This window comes from Campylobacter concisus, assembly GCF_002165815.1.
Lineage (GTDB): Bacteria > Campylobacterota > Campylobacteria > Campylobacterales > Campylobacteraceae > Campylobacter_A > Campylobacter_A concisus_BH.
Map to the genome: position 1 here is coordinate 1 of NZ_NDYN01000003.1, position 17,795 is coordinate 17,795.

At 40.9% G+C, this 17,795-nt stretch carries 20 protein-coding genes; all 20 read right to left on the bottom strand.

Annotation, left to right across the window (positions count from 1 at the left end; all coding sequences use genetic code 11):
- Positions 1-365 (bottom strand): hypothetical protein (locus B9N65_RS03645; RefSeq protein ID WP_219336878.1); only part of this gene is annotated, 365 nt, incomplete at its 3' end.
- A 1-nt stretch (position 366) separates the two neighbouring features.
- The gene (gene argS / locus B9N65_RS03650) at positions 367-1,950 is read right to left on the bottom strand and encodes an arginine--tRNA ligase (protein ID WP_087582851.1); all 1,584 of its coding nucleotides are present in this window, start codon (positions 1,948-1,950) and stop codon (positions 367-369) included.
- Positions 1,951-1,959: 9 nt separating this feature from the next.
- Positions 1,960-2,181, bottom strand: a complete 222-nt coding sequence (tatA, locus tag B9N65_RS03655; protein WP_002941241.1) for a twin-arginine translocase TatA/TatE family subunit — start codon at positions 2,179-2,181, stop codon at positions 1,960-1,962.
- A 51-nt stretch (positions 2,182-2,232) separates the two neighbouring features.
- Positions 2,233-2,844, bottom strand: coding sequence for a guanylate kinase (gene gmk / locus B9N65_RS03660; RefSeq protein ID WP_009294763.1), 612 nt, complete (start codon positions 2,842-2,844; stop codon positions 2,233-2,235).
- A complete protein-coding gene (locus tag B9N65_RS03665; protein ID WP_087582852.1) occupies positions 2,845-4,413 on the bottom strand; it encodes a Highly acidic protein in 1,569 nt (522 codons plus the stop codon).
- A gap of 56 nt (positions 4,414-4,469) precedes the next feature.
- Positions 4,470-5,231, bottom strand: coding sequence for a flagellar biosynthetic protein FliR (gene fliR, locus B9N65_RS03670; RefSeq protein ID WP_087582853.1), 762 nt, complete (start codon positions 5,229-5,231; stop codon positions 4,470-4,472).
- Between the two features lie 90 nt (positions 5,232-5,321).
- Positions 5,322-5,966 carry an ABC transporter ATP-binding protein gene (locus B9N65_RS03675; protein WP_002941236.1) on the bottom strand — a complete coding sequence of 215 codons (645 nt, stop codon included), beginning with the start codon at positions 5,964-5,966 and terminating at the stop codon, positions 5,322-5,324.
- Entirely contained in the window at positions 5,966-7,030 is a 1,065-nt protein-coding gene (gene tsf / locus B9N65_RS03680; RefSeq protein ID WP_087582854.1) for a translation elongation factor Ts, read from the bottom strand. Before tsf ends, B9N65_RS03675 begins: the two co-directional genes overlap by 1 nt.
- A complete protein-coding gene (rpsB, locus tag B9N65_RS03685; RefSeq protein ID WP_085658056.1) occupies positions 7,030-7,818 on the bottom strand; it encodes a 30S ribosomal protein S2 in 789 nt (262 codons plus the stop codon). Before rpsB ends, tsf begins: the two co-directional genes overlap by 1 nt.
- Positions 7,819-8,008: 190 nt before the next feature.
- Entirely contained in the window at positions 8,009-9,148 is a 1,140-nt protein-coding gene (gene iadA, locus B9N65_RS03690) for a beta-aspartyl-peptidase (RefSeq protein WP_087582855.1), read from the bottom strand.
- Positions 9,149-9,158: 10 nt separating this feature from the next.
- The gene (locus B9N65_RS03695; protein ID WP_002941393.1) at positions 9,159-9,368 is read right to left on the bottom strand and encodes a hypothetical protein; all 210 of its coding nucleotides are present in this window, start codon (positions 9,366-9,368) and stop codon (positions 9,159-9,161) included.
- A complete protein-coding gene (gene pgeF / locus B9N65_RS03700; protein WP_087582856.1) occupies positions 9,358-10,077 on the bottom strand; it encodes a peptidoglycan editing factor PgeF in 720 nt (239 codons plus the stop codon). Before pgeF ends, B9N65_RS03695 begins: the two co-directional genes overlap by 11 nt.
- Before the next feature lie 10 nt (positions 10,078-10,087).
- Positions 10,088-10,702, bottom strand: coding sequence for a riboflavin synthase (locus B9N65_RS03705; RefSeq protein ID WP_087582857.1), 615 nt, complete (start codon positions 10,700-10,702; stop codon positions 10,088-10,090).
- A 424-nt stretch (positions 10,703-11,126) separates the two neighbouring features.
- Positions 11,127-11,969, bottom strand: a complete 843-nt coding sequence (locus B9N65_RS03710; protein ID WP_087582858.1) for a YwqG family protein — start codon at positions 11,967-11,969, stop codon at positions 11,127-11,129.
- A gap of 11 nt (positions 11,970-11,980) precedes the next feature.
- Positions 11,981-12,835: a CbrC family protein gene (locus tag B9N65_RS03715; RefSeq protein ID WP_087582859.1), complete on the bottom strand. Its 855-nt coding sequence runs from the start codon at positions 12,833-12,835 to the stop codon at positions 11,981-11,983.
- Between the two features lie 203 nt (positions 12,836-13,038).
- The gene (gene accA, locus B9N65_RS03720) at positions 13,039-13,974 is read right to left on the bottom strand and encodes an acetyl-CoA carboxylase carboxyl transferase subunit alpha (RefSeq protein ID WP_087582860.1); all 936 of its coding nucleotides are present in this window, start codon (positions 13,972-13,974) and stop codon (positions 13,039-13,041) included.
- A gap of 1 nt (position 13,975) precedes the next feature.
- Positions 13,976-15,187, bottom strand: coding sequence for a beta-ketoacyl-ACP synthase II (locus tag B9N65_RS03725; protein WP_087582861.1), 1,212 nt, complete (start codon positions 15,185-15,187; stop codon positions 13,976-13,978).
- A 34-nt stretch (positions 15,188-15,221) separates the two neighbouring features.
- Complete coding sequence (gene acpP, locus B9N65_RS03730) at positions 15,222-15,455, bottom strand: acyl carrier protein (RefSeq protein WP_002941395.1); 234 nt, start codon at positions 15,453-15,455, stop codon at positions 15,222-15,224.
- An 86-nt stretch (positions 15,456-15,541) separates the two neighbouring features.
- Positions 15,542-16,285 (bottom strand): 3-oxoacyl-ACP reductase FabG, encoded by a 744-nt coding sequence (fabG, locus tag B9N65_RS03735; protein ID WP_087582862.1) that lies wholly within the window; start codon positions 16,283-16,285, stop codon positions 15,542-15,544.
- Between the two features lie 36 nt (positions 16,286-16,321).
- The gene (gpmI, locus tag B9N65_RS03740; RefSeq protein ID WP_087582863.1) at positions 16,322-17,785 is read right to left on the bottom strand and encodes a 2,3-bisphosphoglycerate-independent phosphoglycerate mutase; all 1,464 of its coding nucleotides are present in this window, start codon (positions 17,783-17,785) and stop codon (positions 16,322-16,324) included.
- Between the last annotated feature and the right edge of the window lie 10 nt (positions 17,786-17,795).

Sequence of the window (17,795 nt, forward strand, 5' to 3'; positions counted from 1 at the left end):
ATATAGTCCACTTTTGAATATAAGCCTTCGTAATCGTAATCACAAGGAAATTCATGACTAATTTTAATAATAAATCGCTCATTTGGCAAATTATCCAACATCTCTTTTGAGTCAATTAAATATAAAGTAAAATTATTTTGTCTAGCATATTCTATAAGTGATTTTACAGGACCGGAGCAACCACACCCTATATCCATTATAATTTTAGTTTTTTCATTGTCTGGTTTAATGTTTAACTTTTTTAAAATATCTGGAAATATATTTTCTTCAGTTCCTTTTCTATATATATCAGAAAAGCCAACCTTTTCATTGTCATTTAACGAATTGTCCAAAGCCATATTCTTAAAATCCTCAAAACTAAGCATTTTACATCCTATCTTTAGCTGTGATTCCCATTATATTAAATGCTGTTTTTATTGAGACAGCAACGACTGCAAAGACTTTTAGCAAGCTATCTTCATTTTCATTGCCAACTACGCGGTTTTCATTATAAAACTTATGAAAACTAGCAGCCAGCGACTTTAGATAGTCTGGTATTTTTTGAAGCTGCCTTGAAGCAAAAGCATCCTCTAAAATTTCAGGCAAGATAAGCGCCTCAAAAAGTAAATTTTTAGCATTTTCATCTAGGCACTCAAAGTCTGCATTTATCACGTCACTAACACTTTTTCCAGCCTTTGCAAAGATCTGATTTATTCTAGCGTGAGCGTAATTTATATAAAAAATAGGGTTTGAGCTATCCTCTTTTTTAAGCTCATCCACGTCAAATTCCAAACTGCTTGTGCTTGCTTTGCTTATAAAGATAAATCTAAGCGCCTCAGCACCGATCTCGCTCGCGATATCACTCATCAGCACCGCATTGCCAGCGCGCTTGCTCATTTTATATGGCTTGCCTTCTTTCAGCAGGCTAACCATCTGCATAAGTATCACTTCAAGCTTGTTTTCATCGTATCCAAGGAAATTTATTGCAGCCTTTAGCCTTGCGATGTATCCGTGGTGATCCGCGCCCCAAATGTTTATATAGTGGTCAAAATTTTTCTCAAATTTAGCGTTATGATAGATGATGTCTCCAGCTAGATATGTCGGTCTGCCGTCATTTCTAACCACAACCCTATCGTTATCGTCGCCAAGCGCAGTCGAAGCGATATAGGTAGCGCCCTCTTTTTCATACATTTGATTTGAGCGTTTTAGCTTGTTTATGGTCGGCTCCAGGCGGTCGTAAAGTGCTTTTTCGCTGGCCCAGTTCTCTATAAAAATGCCAACATCAGCCAAGTCTTTTTTGATAATCTCAAGCACGATATCCTTACCAAACTCAGCAAGCTCAAGGTTTCTGCTCTCGTCATAAAAAATTTCTTTACCAAATTTCTCATTTGCAAGCTTAGCAATATCTAAAATATAATCCCCGCGATAATATTTCTCTGGATAGACGACACTTTCGTTAAAAAGCTGCTCTTTAGCCGCAAGTGATATCGATGTGCCAAGCAGATCTATTTGATTGCCCGCATCGTTTATGTAGTATTCTGTTGAGATATCGTAGCCAAGCCTTTTGCCAAGCCTAGCCAAAGTATCGCCATAAACTGCGCCCCTAACGTGTCCGATGTGAAGCGGTCCAGTCGGATTTGCGCTGATGTATTCTATTAAATAGCTGTCTTTTTTCGCATCTTCTTTTGCAAAATTTTCGCTATCTAGCAAAATTTGCTTTGAAGTTTCATCTAAAAATTCACTCTTAAGCTTGAAATTTAAATATCCATTTACCGCGCTAGCTTCCACTATCTTACTGTCACTAAATTTATCAGCAAACTCGCTAGCTATCATAGCTGGCGAGTTTCTTAGCTCTTTTGCGAGGCTAAAAAGTGGCGTCGCATAGTGGGCTAAATTTTTATCCTTTGGCTTTTCAAGCACAAATTCTCGCTCTAAAACCTTTGAAATTTCAGCTTTTACTTTATCTTTCAACTCTAAAACCTACGCGTTTTTAGTTGTTTCTTCTATCTTTTGACTAGTTGCACTCTCTTCTTTATGCTCGACTTTTTCGCTCTTTTCAGGGGTTGTGTCCTCCATCTCAGCTTTAAAAGTCTTTATACCTTTGCCTAGTCCTTTCGCAAGCTCTGGGATCTTCTTTGCTCCAAAAAGTAATACAATGATCGCCAAAACGATCAACCAGTGGCCAATACTAAAAGAACCCATCTTTTCTCCTTATCAAATTTTCTCAAAATATTATCATAAATTCCTGAATTTCTAACAATCTATCCACTCGTCGATGACGTTTCTTAAGTTTATCTTAGCACTTTTTAACCTCATCGCTCGAAGGATTGATTTTAGCCCTTTATAGCTCTTTTCTATATCATCATTTACTAAAAAATAATCATACTCTAAAATATGCTCCATCTCACCAACTGCGTTCATTAAGCGATTTTCTATCGTCTCATCGCTATCTGTTCCGCGGTTTTTCAAGCGCCTTTTTAGCTCTTTTTTATTTGCAGTTGTGATAAAAACTGAAGTGATGTAGCTTTTAAATTTCTCAAGTGCGATGTGAAAACCCTGCACATCGATGTCAAATATTACTATCTTTCCAGCTTCAAGCGCTGCTAAAACTGGCTTTAAGCTCGTGCCATAGTAGTTTTTATGCACCTGCGCCCACTCTAAAAACTCACCTTTTTCTATACCGCTTTTAAATTCATCTTCTTTTATAAAATAATAATCCACCCCATCAACTTCGCCTTCTCTTTTGGCTCTTGTCGTGCTTGAGATAGAAAAATATAGGTCTTTCTCTTCCTTTAAAAGACGGCCCAAAAGCGTGCTTTTGCCGCTTCCACTAGGTCCCGAAACTACTAAAATTTGTCCTTGCAACTACTTTTCCTCGAAACTTATATTTATCTTGATGTTCATATCTTTTAGCACATCTCTTAGCGAGCTCTCATTTAGCGACTCGTGGACGTGTTTTGTGATCTTTTTAGTTAGCTCTTCTTTATAGTCTTCTTTTGCATCATTTTTTGAGCTTGTTTGAGGTATGTCTTTTAGTCCAAATGCCGCTAACATCGTGTTTTCATCTATATCATCTATCGATGCCACATCAAAATTTAACTCACTTGATGCTGCGTCTTTGCTCTCTTCTTTCGTGTCTTCTTGTGCGTCATCTTCTTGGATATTTTCTTCTTCAAAAGTTTCATCCACAAGGCCTAGATCTTCTTTGGCTTCTGGCTCGCTCACATCTTCTAGCTCTTCTGCTGACATCTCACTAGAAGCGTTCTCGCTATCACTAGGCTCTAAATTTTCTAGCTCCTCACTTGAAATTTCATCCAAAGCCTCTTCTTCTATATCCTCTTCTGCTTTTTCATCATCTACTTGAATTTGCTCATTATTAGCCTCAGAGATCTCATCTAAATTATCCTCATCTTTAGGCTCATCTTCTAAATTTAGCTCATTTTCAAGACTGTCTTCATCATCAAATTTAGCTAGCTCGTCTATATTTAGCTCTTCTTGCTCTAAATTTTGAACATCTAGCTCAGTATCGTCTAAATTTTTATTTTCTTCGTCAGCCTCTTCGCTATTTAGCTCTTCATCAAGCGAATCAATCTCACTAAGCTCAAATTTACTCTGATCTATCTCATCAAGCTCGCTACCCGCGTTCTCTTCATCAACCAAGCCTGCAACATCATTTTGGTTAATAATATCATCTAAATTTTTATTCAGCTCTTCATCTGCTTCAGACTCTTCTGGCATATTCTCTATCTCATCGACAAGCGCACTAAGCTCTGCTAGATCGCCATCTTTGCTCTCTTCGCTCTCATTTGCATCACTTATCGCTTCGCTAGTCTCTTCATCCACGCTCTCATCAGCAAGGTCCTCACTAGCAAGCTCTTGTAAGTCCTCAAACTCTTCTAAAGACTCCACATCGCTAGCTTCATTTTCCTCTTGCAAGTCACTCTCGTTAATCTCCTCGCTTGGGCTATCTATGCCACTTTCTAAAAGCTCTTTATCAAGGTCTGCGAAATTTTCTAAATTTGTATCTATATCAGGCAGCTTAAATCCTGACATCTCGTCAAAATTTATAGCCTCGTCGCTAAAATCACCAAAGTCGCTTTCGCCCTGCTCACTAGCATTTTGCTCGGCAGCTGGCTCATCTTTTGGGATATTTTGCTCAAAAACACTTATAAATTCAGTCGGTAAAAATGGTTTTTCAAGCATCAAAGTAGCAAATTCTGGTTTGCTCTCGCCGCGACTTGCCAGATACATCACCTTTTTGTCTGTAGCTAGCTCGCTACTATCCACGTCACTGTCGATTATGATAAAGTCAAACTGAGCATCGTCAAATCCATTTAGATCCTCAAATTCGCTATATTCGGTGCCGATTTTATTCAGACTTAAAGTTATCAGACGTGAAACTGCTGGATTTTTATTTATTAGAGCAACTTTCATCATCCCTCCTTGTAATAGTAAAAGCCTATTCTATGATAAATTTCATTGCTATTTTCTTAAAAAAACAGAGCCGGCAGATCATTTATCACTTTTAAAAGTAGGTCGCTCATTATCTTCATAATGCCTGCTAAAATGGCTATCAAAACAGAAAATCCGATCGTCACCTTGATAGGGTAGCCGATGACTAGTAGGTTAAACTGCGGCATCGTCTTCATGAGCATGCCAAAGATAGAGTCTGAGAGCAAAGAGAGAGCGATAATTGGAAATGACATAATAAAGCCAAACATAAATAAATTCGTAAATAAATTTATCGCATAGCTCATGATGCCAGGGCGTGGATAAAAATCGCCAAGAGGCACCACAGCAAGCGAGCTAGCGTAAAACTGAAGGAGCAAATGGTGACCATCAAATGCCAAAAATGTTAGTAGCGCGATGAAATTTATAAGGTTTGCGATGACTGGAGAGTTTGTGCCAGTTTGCGGGTCAAGCACCGATGCCATCGAAAAGCCCATGACCATCGAGATTTGCTCGCCTGCCATTTGAAGCGTGGCAAAGATGATGGTTAGCATAAGTCCAGCACTTAGACCCAGCATGACCTCGCCTAAGATCTCGCCGATTAAGAAATTTATAGAGTTTTCATGAGCTTTTGAGATGGGAAATAGCACAACGCAAAGGACAAAAACTAAAAGCGTTTTTACGCTAAGAGGAATTTGATTGTGTGAATAAAATGGAAAAAAGACAATGAGACCGCTTAGGCGTGCAAACAAAAGCATAAAAACTATTGCTTTATCGGCTCCAAAAAATTCTACTAGTTCCATTTTGCTCTTTTAAATTTTTTGCTAATTTTACAAAATTTTACTTTGTTTTTTAAATTTAAGCGGTAGTTTTTAGAAATTTGAAGCTAAATTTTAAGAGATTTGCACAAGCTCTTTGTTCTCAAGCTTGTATGAGTTGTCACATTTCGCGGCTAGGTCGTTGTCGTGAGTGACTAGAACAAGGGCAGCATTATTTTCATTTATATAGTCAAACAAAACTTGCATCACTTCATTTGCTGTTTGCTTATCAAGGTTGCCAGTTGGCTCGTCTGCAAAGATGATCTTTGGCTTTTTGGTAAGCACTCTAGCGATGCTGACACGCTGCTGCTGACCGCCGCTTAGCTCACCAACTTTTTGATTTATTACGCTTGAAATTTTAAGCGCTTCAAGATCATTTTTTTCTATATTTTCGCCAGATAAGATGCTTGCAAGCTCGATATTTTCATAAGCGCTAAAACCTTTAAAAAGATAGTGCGACTGAAAAATGATGCCAAAATGAAGCCTTCTAATGGCCAAAAGCTCGTTTTGAGAAAGTTCATAGATCGATCTATCTTGGTAGATGACTTCGCCAAAATTTGGCTTTAAAAGTGTTGAAAGTATGTGTAAAAGAGTTGATTTGCCACAACCGCTAACGCCGGTTATCGCGATGCTTTGTTTTTGATTGAGAGTTAAATTTATATTGTTAAAGAGCGTATAATCATACGCAAAGCCTAGATTAGACGCTCTTAAAATTTCCATTAGCCTATTTGAGCAGCAACTTCTGCAGCAAAGTCATCTACTTTTTTCTCTAAGCCTTCGCCAAGCTCGAAACGAACGTATTTTACGATCTCGATCTTGCCGCCAAGCTCTTTGCTCTTCTCTTCGATAACTTGTTCGATAGTCTTTTTATCGTCCATTACATAAAACTGACCTAAAAGTGTGAGGCGTTGGTCAAGCACTGTGTTATCAGCGTAAAATCTCTCGATCTTGCCAGGGATAATCTTGTCCCAAATTTTCTCAGGTTTGCCCTCAGCTTTTAGCTCTTCTTCGATCGCTTTTGTAGCTTTTGCAAGCTCAGCCTCACCTATCTGGCAGCGACTAGCATACTCAGGGATGTGGTGAAGTGGCTTGCCTAGGCGTTTTAGCTCTTCATTTTCTTTTTCAAGCTCAGCGCGAAGTGCGATAAATTCTTTCTCAACAAAATCTTTATCAAGGTCTTTGTAGCTTATAACGCTTGGCTTCATAGCAGCTGCATGCATACATAAATTTCTTATAAATTCAGCTGATTTGTTTGCAACTTCAGCACTTTCACAAGCTGCACCGATAAGCACGCCAACACGGCCATTTGAGTGAACATAGCCATTTACAACGCCCTTATCATCAGCGCTAATAGTCTCAAAGCGGCGAACTACAAGGTTTTCGCCGATAGTTGCGATCTGAGTTTTGAAGTATTCTTCAAATTTAACACCATTTAAAGTGCTTGTATTTAGCTCTTCAACTGTTTTTATGCCACTTGATTGGATGTGAGCTGTTGTATCTTTTGCAAGCGCTTGAAACTGTGGGTTTCTAGCAACGAAGTCAGTCTCAGAGTTGATCTCGCTGATAGTTGCTTTTTTGCATTTTGAGCAAACTTCAACGCTTACTAAGCCCTCGCTTGCAAGGCGGTCAGCCTTTTTAGCAGCTTGACCTAGGCCCTTTTCGCGAAGGATATCAACAGCTTTTTCCATGTCGCCATTTGCTTCGCCAAGTGCCTTTTTGCAGTCCATCATGCCAGCTCCGGTTGATTCGCGGAGCTCTTTTACCATTTGTGCAGTTATTTCCATTACTCTTCGTCCTCGCCAAAGTCTTCTTCGCTCATAGCCTCAGCTACAACTGCGTCTTTCTCATCTTGGCTTACTTCTTCGCCAGCAGCTTGCTCGCCACCATCTTGCTCAAGAAGTGATTTGCCTTCGTTAATCGCCTCAGCCATCTCTTGGCAGAAAAGTTGAACAGAGCGGATCGCATCATCGTTTCCTGGGATAGGATAATCAACAACGTCAGGATCGCAGTTTGTATCGATAGGTGCTACAACTGGGATTTTTAGGCGGTTTGCCTCTTGAACAGCGATCTTTTCTTTAACTGTATCAACAACAAATATCATATCAGGTAGGCTTTTCATGTTGCGGATACCACCAAGAGTTGCGATAAGCTTCTCTTTTTTGCGGCGAAGCATCAAAGCCTCTTTTTTAGTTAGTAAATTTATCGAACCATCTTCTTCCATAGCCTCGATGACTTCCAGTTTGCGGATAGACTGGCGGATAGTGCCGAAGTTTGTCATCATACCACCTAACCAGCGGTGATTTACATAAGGCATTCCACATTTTTCAGCGTACTCTTTTATAGCGTCGATAGCCTGTTTTTTAGTACCGACAAATAGCACTGACTTGCCTTCAGCAGCTGCGTCACGAACGATGTTGTAAGTGTAGCGGAAGTAGCGGATAGTCTTTTGTAGATCTATAATATAGATACCTTTTCTCTCGCCAAAGATAAATTTTTTCATCTTTGGGTTCCAGCGGCGTGTTTGGTGACCAAAATGTACGCCACACTCTAATAAATCTCTCATAGTTACCATGAGTTTCTCCTTGTTTTAGGCATTTTGCCTTGAATTTAGTTTTATCCTCCACGACCATTAATGCTCTCGCACAACCAAATTTAGGATTGTCGTGTGTGAAATAAAGCTTGGATTATATTGAAACTTGGCTTTATTGAAGCTAAATTTAAAGATATTTTTAGCTACAAATAAAGCTCAAATTTCTTTAAATTTACTCAAAAAAGCCTTTTTTAACGACCTTTTCATCCTTAACGCAAAACTCACCTTTTGCTATCACGTCGTATAAATTTAGCTCCTCGTCAAAGACGCAAAGATCAGCGTCATTGCCAACTTTTATCTCGCCTTTTTGGCTTAAATTTAGATATCTCGCCACGTTTTTGCTCATCAAAGCCAAGGTATCTTCTATCTTTAAAATTTTATTTCTTACCAAAGCTTGCAATACCTCTAAATTTGACGCACATGAGGCACAGCCGTATCCCACAAGCTCGCCATTTTCATTAAATTTAGGCACGCTGCCGTTGCCATCAGAGCTCATCGTTAGGCGCTCCAAATTTAGCCCATTTTCAAGGCCGTAAGCCACCACCTCATGAAGCGGGGCAAATTTACTTCCGCCGCTTGTGATATCGATGTTTCCGCCCATTTTTTGAAATTTTAAAGCCTCGTTAAACAGGTCTTTCGTCCTAGCGCAGTGCGTCGGCGAGAAGTAATGAACTGGGAATTCATAGTCTTTTATCACCTTAAAGACGTTGTCAAATTTCTCGCTTAGTCCGCCCATGTGCATGTGAAGCACGCCACCTTTTTTAGAGACCATGCCGCCTATGCGTATCTTGCTTAGAATTTTGATGAGCTCCTCTTTTGAGACGTAGCTGCCACGGTTGTCGGTCAGTGCGATCTTTACGCCGATCACTTTGTCGATTAGTATGAGATCCTTTGCGATGTCGCCGGTAAATGTCACACAGGGGCTTGCGTATGAGCCGGTGTGGATGAAGGTCGAGATGCCCTCAAACTCGAGCGCTTTTGCTTTGGAGTAGAGATTTTCTAGGCTTCTAGTGACACCATCAGTCCCCAAAACGCCAACAAGCGTCGTAGTGCCGTATTTTACGATCTGGCTAAGCGTGATCTCAGGCGTTCTTGAGTGATATCCAGCCTCGCCGCCGCCACCCGTGATATGCACGTGCTGATCAATGAGACCTGGAGCTAAAACCTTGCCCTTTAGGTCGTAAACGCTAAGCCCTTCTACGCTAAAGCTTAGCCCCTCGCCGATAGCTAAAATTTTACCCCCACCTACCAAAACATCGCGCTTGCCAAGAAATTTTGGCGTGTATAGATTAGCATTTTTAAGCAAAAGCATCTTTTCTCCTTTATTTGCTAAGTTGAACTTTTTCTTCTATCTCCATCAGTTTTATAAAAATTTGCTCGATATTTTCCCTATCCACGGCACTTAGCTCCATCTTTTTTGAGCTAAGTAGCATCTGCACAAACTCTTCATTCATAAGCTGCTCAAAGCCCAAATTTCTAGCATTTTGAGCTATTTTTGCCGCTAATGGATTTTTAAAGCTCTCATATCCCATTTTTATCCTTAAATTTCACTGCAAATCCGCAAAATCTACCGCACACGCCGTCTCTTCGGTACGAAAAATATCTCTCGTCGCAGTGCGTGCAGACCTCGCTAAAGTTTAAATTTCTAACCCCAAGTGCGCTAAATTCATCTCTCAAGGCTGCGTTCATATCAAAATTTCTACCTATTTTATATGCGTTAAATTCTCCAAGATCAAGCTCGCCCACTTCGTAGCAGCTGCCTTTTATATTTGCTCCCACAAAGACGCTGATGTCGCCCGCTCTTGAGCCAAATTTCTCGCTCATGAGCCTAACTGCTTTTGTGCAAATTTTTAGCGTCACGCCAGCTCTGCCTGCATGAGCCACGCAGATAGCGCCCTGCTTCTCATCTATCATCACGACCGGCGAGCAGTCAGCCACCAAAACACAGATGCCTACATCGCTTAAATTTGTGATCACAGCGTCGCACTCTGGCAGCTCGTCCTTTTCATCTTCAAGGACAAAAACCTTGTCCGAGTGGATCTGCTTCATAAATTTAAGCTGTCTAACGCCCAAATTTCTAGCCAAAATTTCTCTATTTTTTATGACATCTTTTGGCTCATCACCCACGTGATCGCCCAAATTTAGCGAGCTAAATTTAGCTTCACTCACGCCACCAAGCCTGTTTGTAAAGCCAGCCGTGATTCCATTTTTATCAAAAACGATCTCTAAATTTTCACGCATCTTCGCTCGCTTAGTAGAGGCTTGAAATTCTCTCGACCTCGTCCCAGCTAAGGCCGCCATTTTGCTTAGCTTCAAGCATCCTAGCCACGTAGCGAGCCAGCAAGTCGCTCTCGATATTTACGCGCCTGCCGACTTTGAAAGTGCCAAAAAGGCTATCTCTAAACGTGATCGGTATGATCGTTAGCCTTATGCTCTTTGGCAAAATTTCATTTATCGTAAGGCTCACGCCCTCGACGCCCACCGAGCCCTTGTTTGCCATCAGAGCCATCGCCTCACGTGGCAGATCGATGTAGAAATCAACGCCGTTTTCATGCTTTTTTATAGCCGAGATCACGCCGATAAAGTCGATGTGTCCTTGCATCAAATGCCCATCTACACGCTCTCCAAGCTTCATCGCTGGCTCGATATGCACCAAGCCACTTAAATTTTCAACCGCGACATTTGCCCTGCTCTCTGCGCTTAGCTCCACGCTAAAGCCATCATCATATAGTTTTATGACACTTAAGCAAGCGCCGTTTACTGCGATGCTATCACCTAAATTTGGGCGAAATTTAGCTCTTAGCCGTAAAACATTTTGCGAGTAGCTAATGACCTCGGCAAGCTCCCTGATTAAGCCATTAAACATATTTTGCCTTTAAATTTTTTAAGGATTTTACTAAATTTTGCCTAAATTTGGCGCATGGATAGATTTGCTGGTTACGTGAAATTTAAAAGATATAAATGCCAAATATCACAACTGACATAAAGATACGCTTTTGAGCGGTCATGCAAAAAACAAAAAACGCGAGTGCAACCTAGGAAAAGAATGTAAAAATGCTGGCAAATTAGCGATGAGCCGCTAGCTTGGTAGCAAAAGTCACTTGCAAGGTAAATTTGGCTGGCGGTAAATTGCAAAAGATTTTAAACTTGATCTAGCCAGTATAAATTTAATCTGCCATTTGCCTTTAAATTTACATATTCTAAGCGCGAAATTTATATGGCTCGCCAAAAAACAGCAATAATAATTTTACTACCAGACGCATATCAAAAGCTTTTGGCTAAATTTCGCCCTAGCTCGTCTGCAAAACTAGCCACGTCTTACTAAAGTCATGCGCCGCTAGGTCGTCCCTCTTTATCCATAGATAAACTCTGCCCTCTCCGTCCCAGTCCATGTCGCTATCCCAGTCGCTATCTATCTGCAAAAGCAGCTGCCACTGGACGGCATTTTTCTCAAACTCAGCAATATTTGGGTGGTGATAAGCGCTGCCATCGCCGCAGTCAAGGCCGTTTGCCACGAGCTCGCACTCTAGCTCCATGCCGTCTTGGATGTTGTCAGAGTGACCAAGTAGCTTGTTTTCTTTGGCCTGCCAGCTTGGCTCGATGACCTCGTGATAGGCCGCCCACTGCTCCTCGCTGAATTTGCCAAATGGCACGAGCGAGCTTTGCAAACTTGGCAAATTTAGCTCATTTTTAAAGCTAAGAGAGCGTGCGCCAAATGTGAAATTTCCGCTATCTATGTTTTGGCGAGCAAGCTGGTCTTGAGCTGCCTCACTAAAGATAACGGCAAAACCCTTTTTATCAGCAGGGTCGTAGCCCCAAATGCGTAAATTTATATCATAAAAAAGATAGAGCATGCCACTTTTTGGTAGTAACCCGTCGATGTCAAATTTGCTAGCTTCAGCAAAATTTATCTGCGCCACAAAGCTAAGCGCGCCGTTTTCATTTGAGGGCCAAGGCACATTTGCTGGCAGATCAGGCTGCCCGCCAAATTTAGACGCTCCAACAGCGATATCACCGTCATCTTTAGCCTGCGTATCTATCTTTATAGCATTTTTGGCCATTGGCTTTAAAAACTCAAAAAGCTCATCCAAGCCGTGCTCTTTGCAGCCTTTAGAAATTTCATTTAGATCCATATTTTTCCTTTCTAACAAGCATCAATGTAGATGTGATACTTTTTGCAGTGCAAGCAGCGAAACAAATACCCAGCAAAGTCACCGCCCGCTACGAGCAGCTCGCGAGCCATTTTCGCGTCGTAATCGTCCCTTTTTGCGTAGTCATCAAAGACCTCGTCTGCGATGCCAAGCTCCTCAAGCTCCTTCGTGCCCACATCGCCCAAAAATGCGCAATAATCATCACAGCACGCCACCCAGTGCTCACCCTGCCAGCTCTCATAGCCAGGTGTTCTATTAAAAAGCTCCTCATCTTTTTTAGCATCATCCGTGGCAAGCTTGTCGGCGCTCTGCACAAAGGTAGCGTCAAATTTCTTGGCAGCTTCGCCATTTGCGATGCAGGCTGGGCAAAGATAGGTGACATCTTGCTCGCTGTAGATGCCATTGTTGTAATAAATTTCTGTGTTTTTGCCGCAGCACTCGCAAATGACACTCATATCATCTTTAAATGCGCCAGTTTTTAATGGCTCTGGGTGATAGCGAAATTTTGGCAAGGTAGCAGCCTTTTCTTTTTGAGCCAAAATTTGCTCTTTGCTCTTTGGCCTTGGCACCGCCCATTTGTCGCCCTCATCCACAAACTGCACAAGGTAGCCAAGCGTTTTTAGCTGTTTTTTGTCGTTTTTATCGTGTATCTTTAAAAGTAGCTCGTAAGCACTCTTTTGCATAGACAAAAGCTGATAAATATCGACTAAAACGCTCTTTGCCTGTGGCTCCTCGCTTGCCTCAAGCTCTTCTTTAAACTGATAAAGCGCTTCCACGCTTGCTGCATTACCGTTATTTTTGTAGTAATCTTTTGAAAGATTTATATATTTTTCTTGAAATTTATCCACAAATGACCTTTGTTTAAATTTGCTAAGAATTTTAGCCTTAAACACTTAAAAGTCGCATAGATGAGTTATTAAAATTTAGAAGATTGCGATAAAAATATAAAATTGTTTAATTTTTTAAATTTTAAAAAAGTATATTAGATTTAATGTAAAGGAGAGTCACAAGCAAATTTACTTAAATTTCAACTCACTTGTGACTATAAATTTTACTCCTCGTAAGCTCCGATAGAGAGAATTTTATCTATTCTTTTTGCGACAAGCTCATTTATATCAAGCTTCTCAAGCTCGGCTAGCTCTGAGATGAAGTAGTTTGCAAGTGCTTTTGCAGCACCGTCTTTATCTCTATGAGCTCCATTTATCGGCTCGTTTATCACGTCGTCTATAAGCGATAAATTTTTTAAGTCATCAGCCGTTATCTTCATAGATTTTGTAGCTTGCTCTTGCTTAGCTGGGTCGTTCCAAAGTATCGCAGCACAACCCTCTGGCGAGATGACTGAAAAGACAGAGTTTTTCATCATGGCAAGTCTATCAGCCACGCCGATAGCTAAAGCACCACCGCTTCCGCCTTCGCCGATAACGACAGCTATTATTGGAGTTTTTAAATTTGCAAATTCAAATAAATTTCTAGCTATGGCCTCGCTTTGACCTCGCTCTTCAGCACCAACGCCAGGATACGCACCTGGAGTGTCTATCAAAAATAAGATAGGTAGGTTAAATTTCTCAGCCAATTTTGCTACGCGTAAAGCCTTTCGGTAACCCTCCGGATGAGGCATACCAAAATTTCTTTTTAGTTTATTTTTAGTACCGCGACCTTTTTGCTCGCCTATAACGACAGTCTTTTTGCCTCCGATATAGCCGATGTAGCAAACTATTGCTGGGTCGTCGCGAAATGCCCTGTCGCCATGAATCTCATAGCCATCAACTAAAAATGAATTTATATAGTCAATAGCATATGGTCTATCTGGGTGACGAGCAAGTTGCAAACGTTGATATTCGTTTAAATTTTTATATACTTTTGATATCTCTTTAGATAGGTTCTTATTTAAAATTTCAACAGCATGTTCATCGCCTCTGATCTTAGCATTTGCTATATCTTCATCAATCTGCTTTATGCTCTTTTCAAAATCTAAATAATTTGACATCTTAATCCAACTTTTTAAATATCACGACACCGTTTGTTCCGCCAAAGCCAAATGAGTTGCTCATAACAGCTTTTATATCAGCTTTTCTAGCTTTATTTGGAACGTAGTCTAGATCACAGTCTGGATCTGGCGTTTCGTAGTTTATTGTTGGAGGGATGATGCCATCTCTCATTGCCATTATAGATATGACAGCTTCGATCGCACCAGCACCACCTAAGCAGTGTCCAGTCTGACCTTTGGTTGAACTAACTGGTGGGCACTTATCACCAAAAACAGCCTTTAACGCAGCTGTCTCGTTTTTATCATTTACTGGTGTTGAAGTACCATGCGCATTGACATAGTCTATCTTTATACCTTTTGCCATATCAAGTGCTTGCTTCATCGCGCTTAATGGACCTTCGAGTGTTGGTGATGTGATATGATGTGCATCTCCGCTCTCACCAAAGCCAACTACTTCAGCGTAAATTTTAGCACCTCTTGCAACAGCTGACTCATACTCTTCAAGCACAAGTGCGCCAGCGCCCTCGCCCATTACAAAGCCATCGCGGTTTGCGTCAAATGGCCTTGATGCCTTACTTGGTTCATCGTTTCTTGTTGATAGCGCTTTCATCGCTGCAAAACCACCTATGCCAACACCACAGATAGTTGACTCAGCACCGATAACTAGCATATTTGTTGCTTGACCGATCATTATGCATTTTGCAGCTTGTGATATCGCATGAGTGCTTGCTGCACAAGCTGTTACGCTTGATAAATTTGGACCTTTTAGTCCGTGATTTATTGAAACTATGCCACCTAGCATATTTACAAGTGCAGATGGGATGAAAAATGGCGAAATTCTCTTTACGCCTTTTTCAAAATATGTGATTGAGTTTTTCTCAATATTTGGCAAACCACCTATACCAGCCGCTGAACTAACGCCAAATTTATGAGCGTCAAACTCCTTAAAATTTGCATCAGCCATAGCTTCGTTAGATGCTTTTATGCCAAGCTGTATGAAACGATCTACCTTTTTCACCTCTTTGCCGTCTAAAATGCTATTTGGATCAAAATCAGTTATCTCGGCAGCAATTTTAACAGGGAATTCGCTTACATCAAAGCTCGTGATCTCTTTCACACCTGTTTTACCCTCGCAAATAGCCTTAAAAGAGCTCTCTTTATCAAGACCAAGTGCGTTTATCATGCCAATACCAGTTACAACGACTCGTTTCAATACATCTCCTTAAATCAAACTATGCAAATTTAAATTATTTGCCTAGTTTTTCTATATAATTTACAACGTCTTGAATGCTTACTAATTTCTCTGCTTCGCTATCAGGAATTTCTACTTCAAATTTCTCTTCTAAAGCCATAACTAGCTCTACAACGTCAAGTGAATCAGCGCCTAAATCTTCGATGATTTTAGACTCTAGTTTTACCGCTTGTGGATCTACGCTTAGTTGCTCTACAACTACGTCTCTTACGTCTTCAAATACTGCCATTTAAGGTCTCCTTATAAAAAATGTCTGTTATCTTATAATATTTACGCTTTTATTTATTTTAAATTTCAAAACTTGTTGAAATTTCATTACATATAAAGTCCGCCGTTTATTTTTAGCGTCTCGCCAGTTACGTAGCTAGCGTGATCACTTAGTAAAAATGCAACCGCCTCGGCTACTTCGCTAGCACTGCCAAAGCGTTTTAGCGGGATATTATCGCTATAAGTTTTTTTCACCTCATCACTTAGCCCATGCGTCATATCAGTCTCGATAAAGCCCGGAGTTACGCTATTAAAGCGGATATTTCTACTTGCGCCCTCTTTTGCAAAGCTTTTATTCATAGCGATTAGTCCGCCCTTGCTGGCTGAATAATTCACCTGTCCTGCATTTCCCATCTCACCAACGATAGATGCGACGTTTACGACCGCTCCAAAGCGCTTTTTACTCATTACTTTTAAAGCCTCTCTACATCCTATGAAAGCTGAAGTTAAATTTGCATTTATCACATCTGTAAATTCGCTAGTTTTCATGCGAAGCGCTAGTTTGTCATTTGTGATACCAGCGTTATTTACAAGGTAGCTTAGCTCGCCATCGCTATCGACTATCAAATTTATACCTTTTATAAACTCATCTTCGTCTGTTGCGTCAAATTTTATCACCGCAGCCTTGCCGCCATTTTGCTCGATCTCAGCCTGCAAAGCGTCTGCTATCTCAGGCTTTGAGCGGTAGTTTATCCACACTTTTAAGCCCATATTTGCAAGCGTCTTTGCGATCTGTGCGCCGATACCTCTGCTTGCACCTGTTATTAGCACGTTTTTTCCGCTAAATTTCATAGATTCTCCTTATAAATTTTGCTTATATTATCAAATTTAAAATAACGCCTCATCCATTTCAGCTGGGATCTCAAGCCCCATGAGCTTTAAAACGCTAGGCGCGATGTTGTTTAGTCCGCCATTTTTTAGCTCTTTTACACCATCAGCCATCACAAAGCAAAAGACGTCATAGGTCGTGTGGTTTGTCAGTAGCTCGCCGCTGCTATCACGCATCTCTTCGCAGTTTCCGTGATCGCTCGTGATGATCATAGCGTAGTTTTTCTCTTTTGCCTTGGCGTAAATTTCTCCAAGAGCCCTATCCACTGCCTCAACCGCCTTTATAGCGGCCTCGTAGTTGCCAGTATGCCCCACCATATCGCCATTTGCGAAATTTACCACTATAAAGTCTTGCTCGTCATCCATGCCCTTTAGCACGGCTTTGCAAACCTCAGCAGCGCTCATCTCTGGCTTTTCGTCGTAGGTTTTTACTTTTGGACTAGGGATAAGCACCCTCGTTTCGTTGCTAGCTAGCTCCTCGACGCCGCCATTAAAGAAAAATGTTACGTGGGCGTATTTTTCAGTCTCAGCCGTGTGAAGCTGCCTTAGTCCAGCAGCCGCTATGACCTCGCTTAGGGTGTTTTTTATCTTTTCATTTTTAAATAGCACTTCAAATTTAAAATTTGCGTCGTATTCGGTCATGGTGATTAGATTTTTGATAGCAAAAGGTCGCTCAAACTCGCCAAATTTCTCCTCACCTAGAGCCTCGCAAATCTCTCTTGCTCTATCATTTCTAAAATTTATAAAGATCACGCCGTCGTCTTCGCCCATGCCACTAAAGCCATTAAAGCTTGCTGGCTTTACAAACTCATCTGTCACGCCCTCATCGTAGCTTTTTTGTAGATACTCTCTTGGTGATAAGTTGCTTAAATTTGCTCCCTCTACCAAGCTATCATAGGCCTCTTTTACGCGCTCCCAGCGTTTATCTCTATCCATCGCGTAAAATCTCCCACAAACCGTCGCTACCTTAAATTTAGCCTCTAAGCTTTTTATGAAATTTAGACCGCTATTTGGGCTAACGTCGCGTCCGTCGGTGATAGCGTGAGCAAAAACTTCGCAGCCATTTTTGCTAGCAAGCTCGCACATACCATCAAAATGCTCCATATGAGAGTGCACGCCACCGTCGCTATAAAGCCCTATGACGTGGATCTTTTTGCACTTTTTAAAAAGAGCCTTTAGCGCTTCATTTTCTGCTATAGAGCCGTCATTAAAGCCACGTGAAATTTTGACTAAATTTTGGTACAAAACTCGCCCGCTTCCTATACACATGTGCCCTACTTCGCTGTTTCCCATCTGCCCTTCAGGTAGCCCCACAGCGTTTCCAGAGGTTTTTATGAGTGAGTTTGGAATTTCTTTAAAAAATTTATCGTAGTTTGGCTTTTTGGCCGCCTCAAATGCGTTAAATTTGCCATTTTTATTTGATCCAATGCCATCAGTTATTATAAGTATAGTTTTTTGAGCCATTTTTAAATTT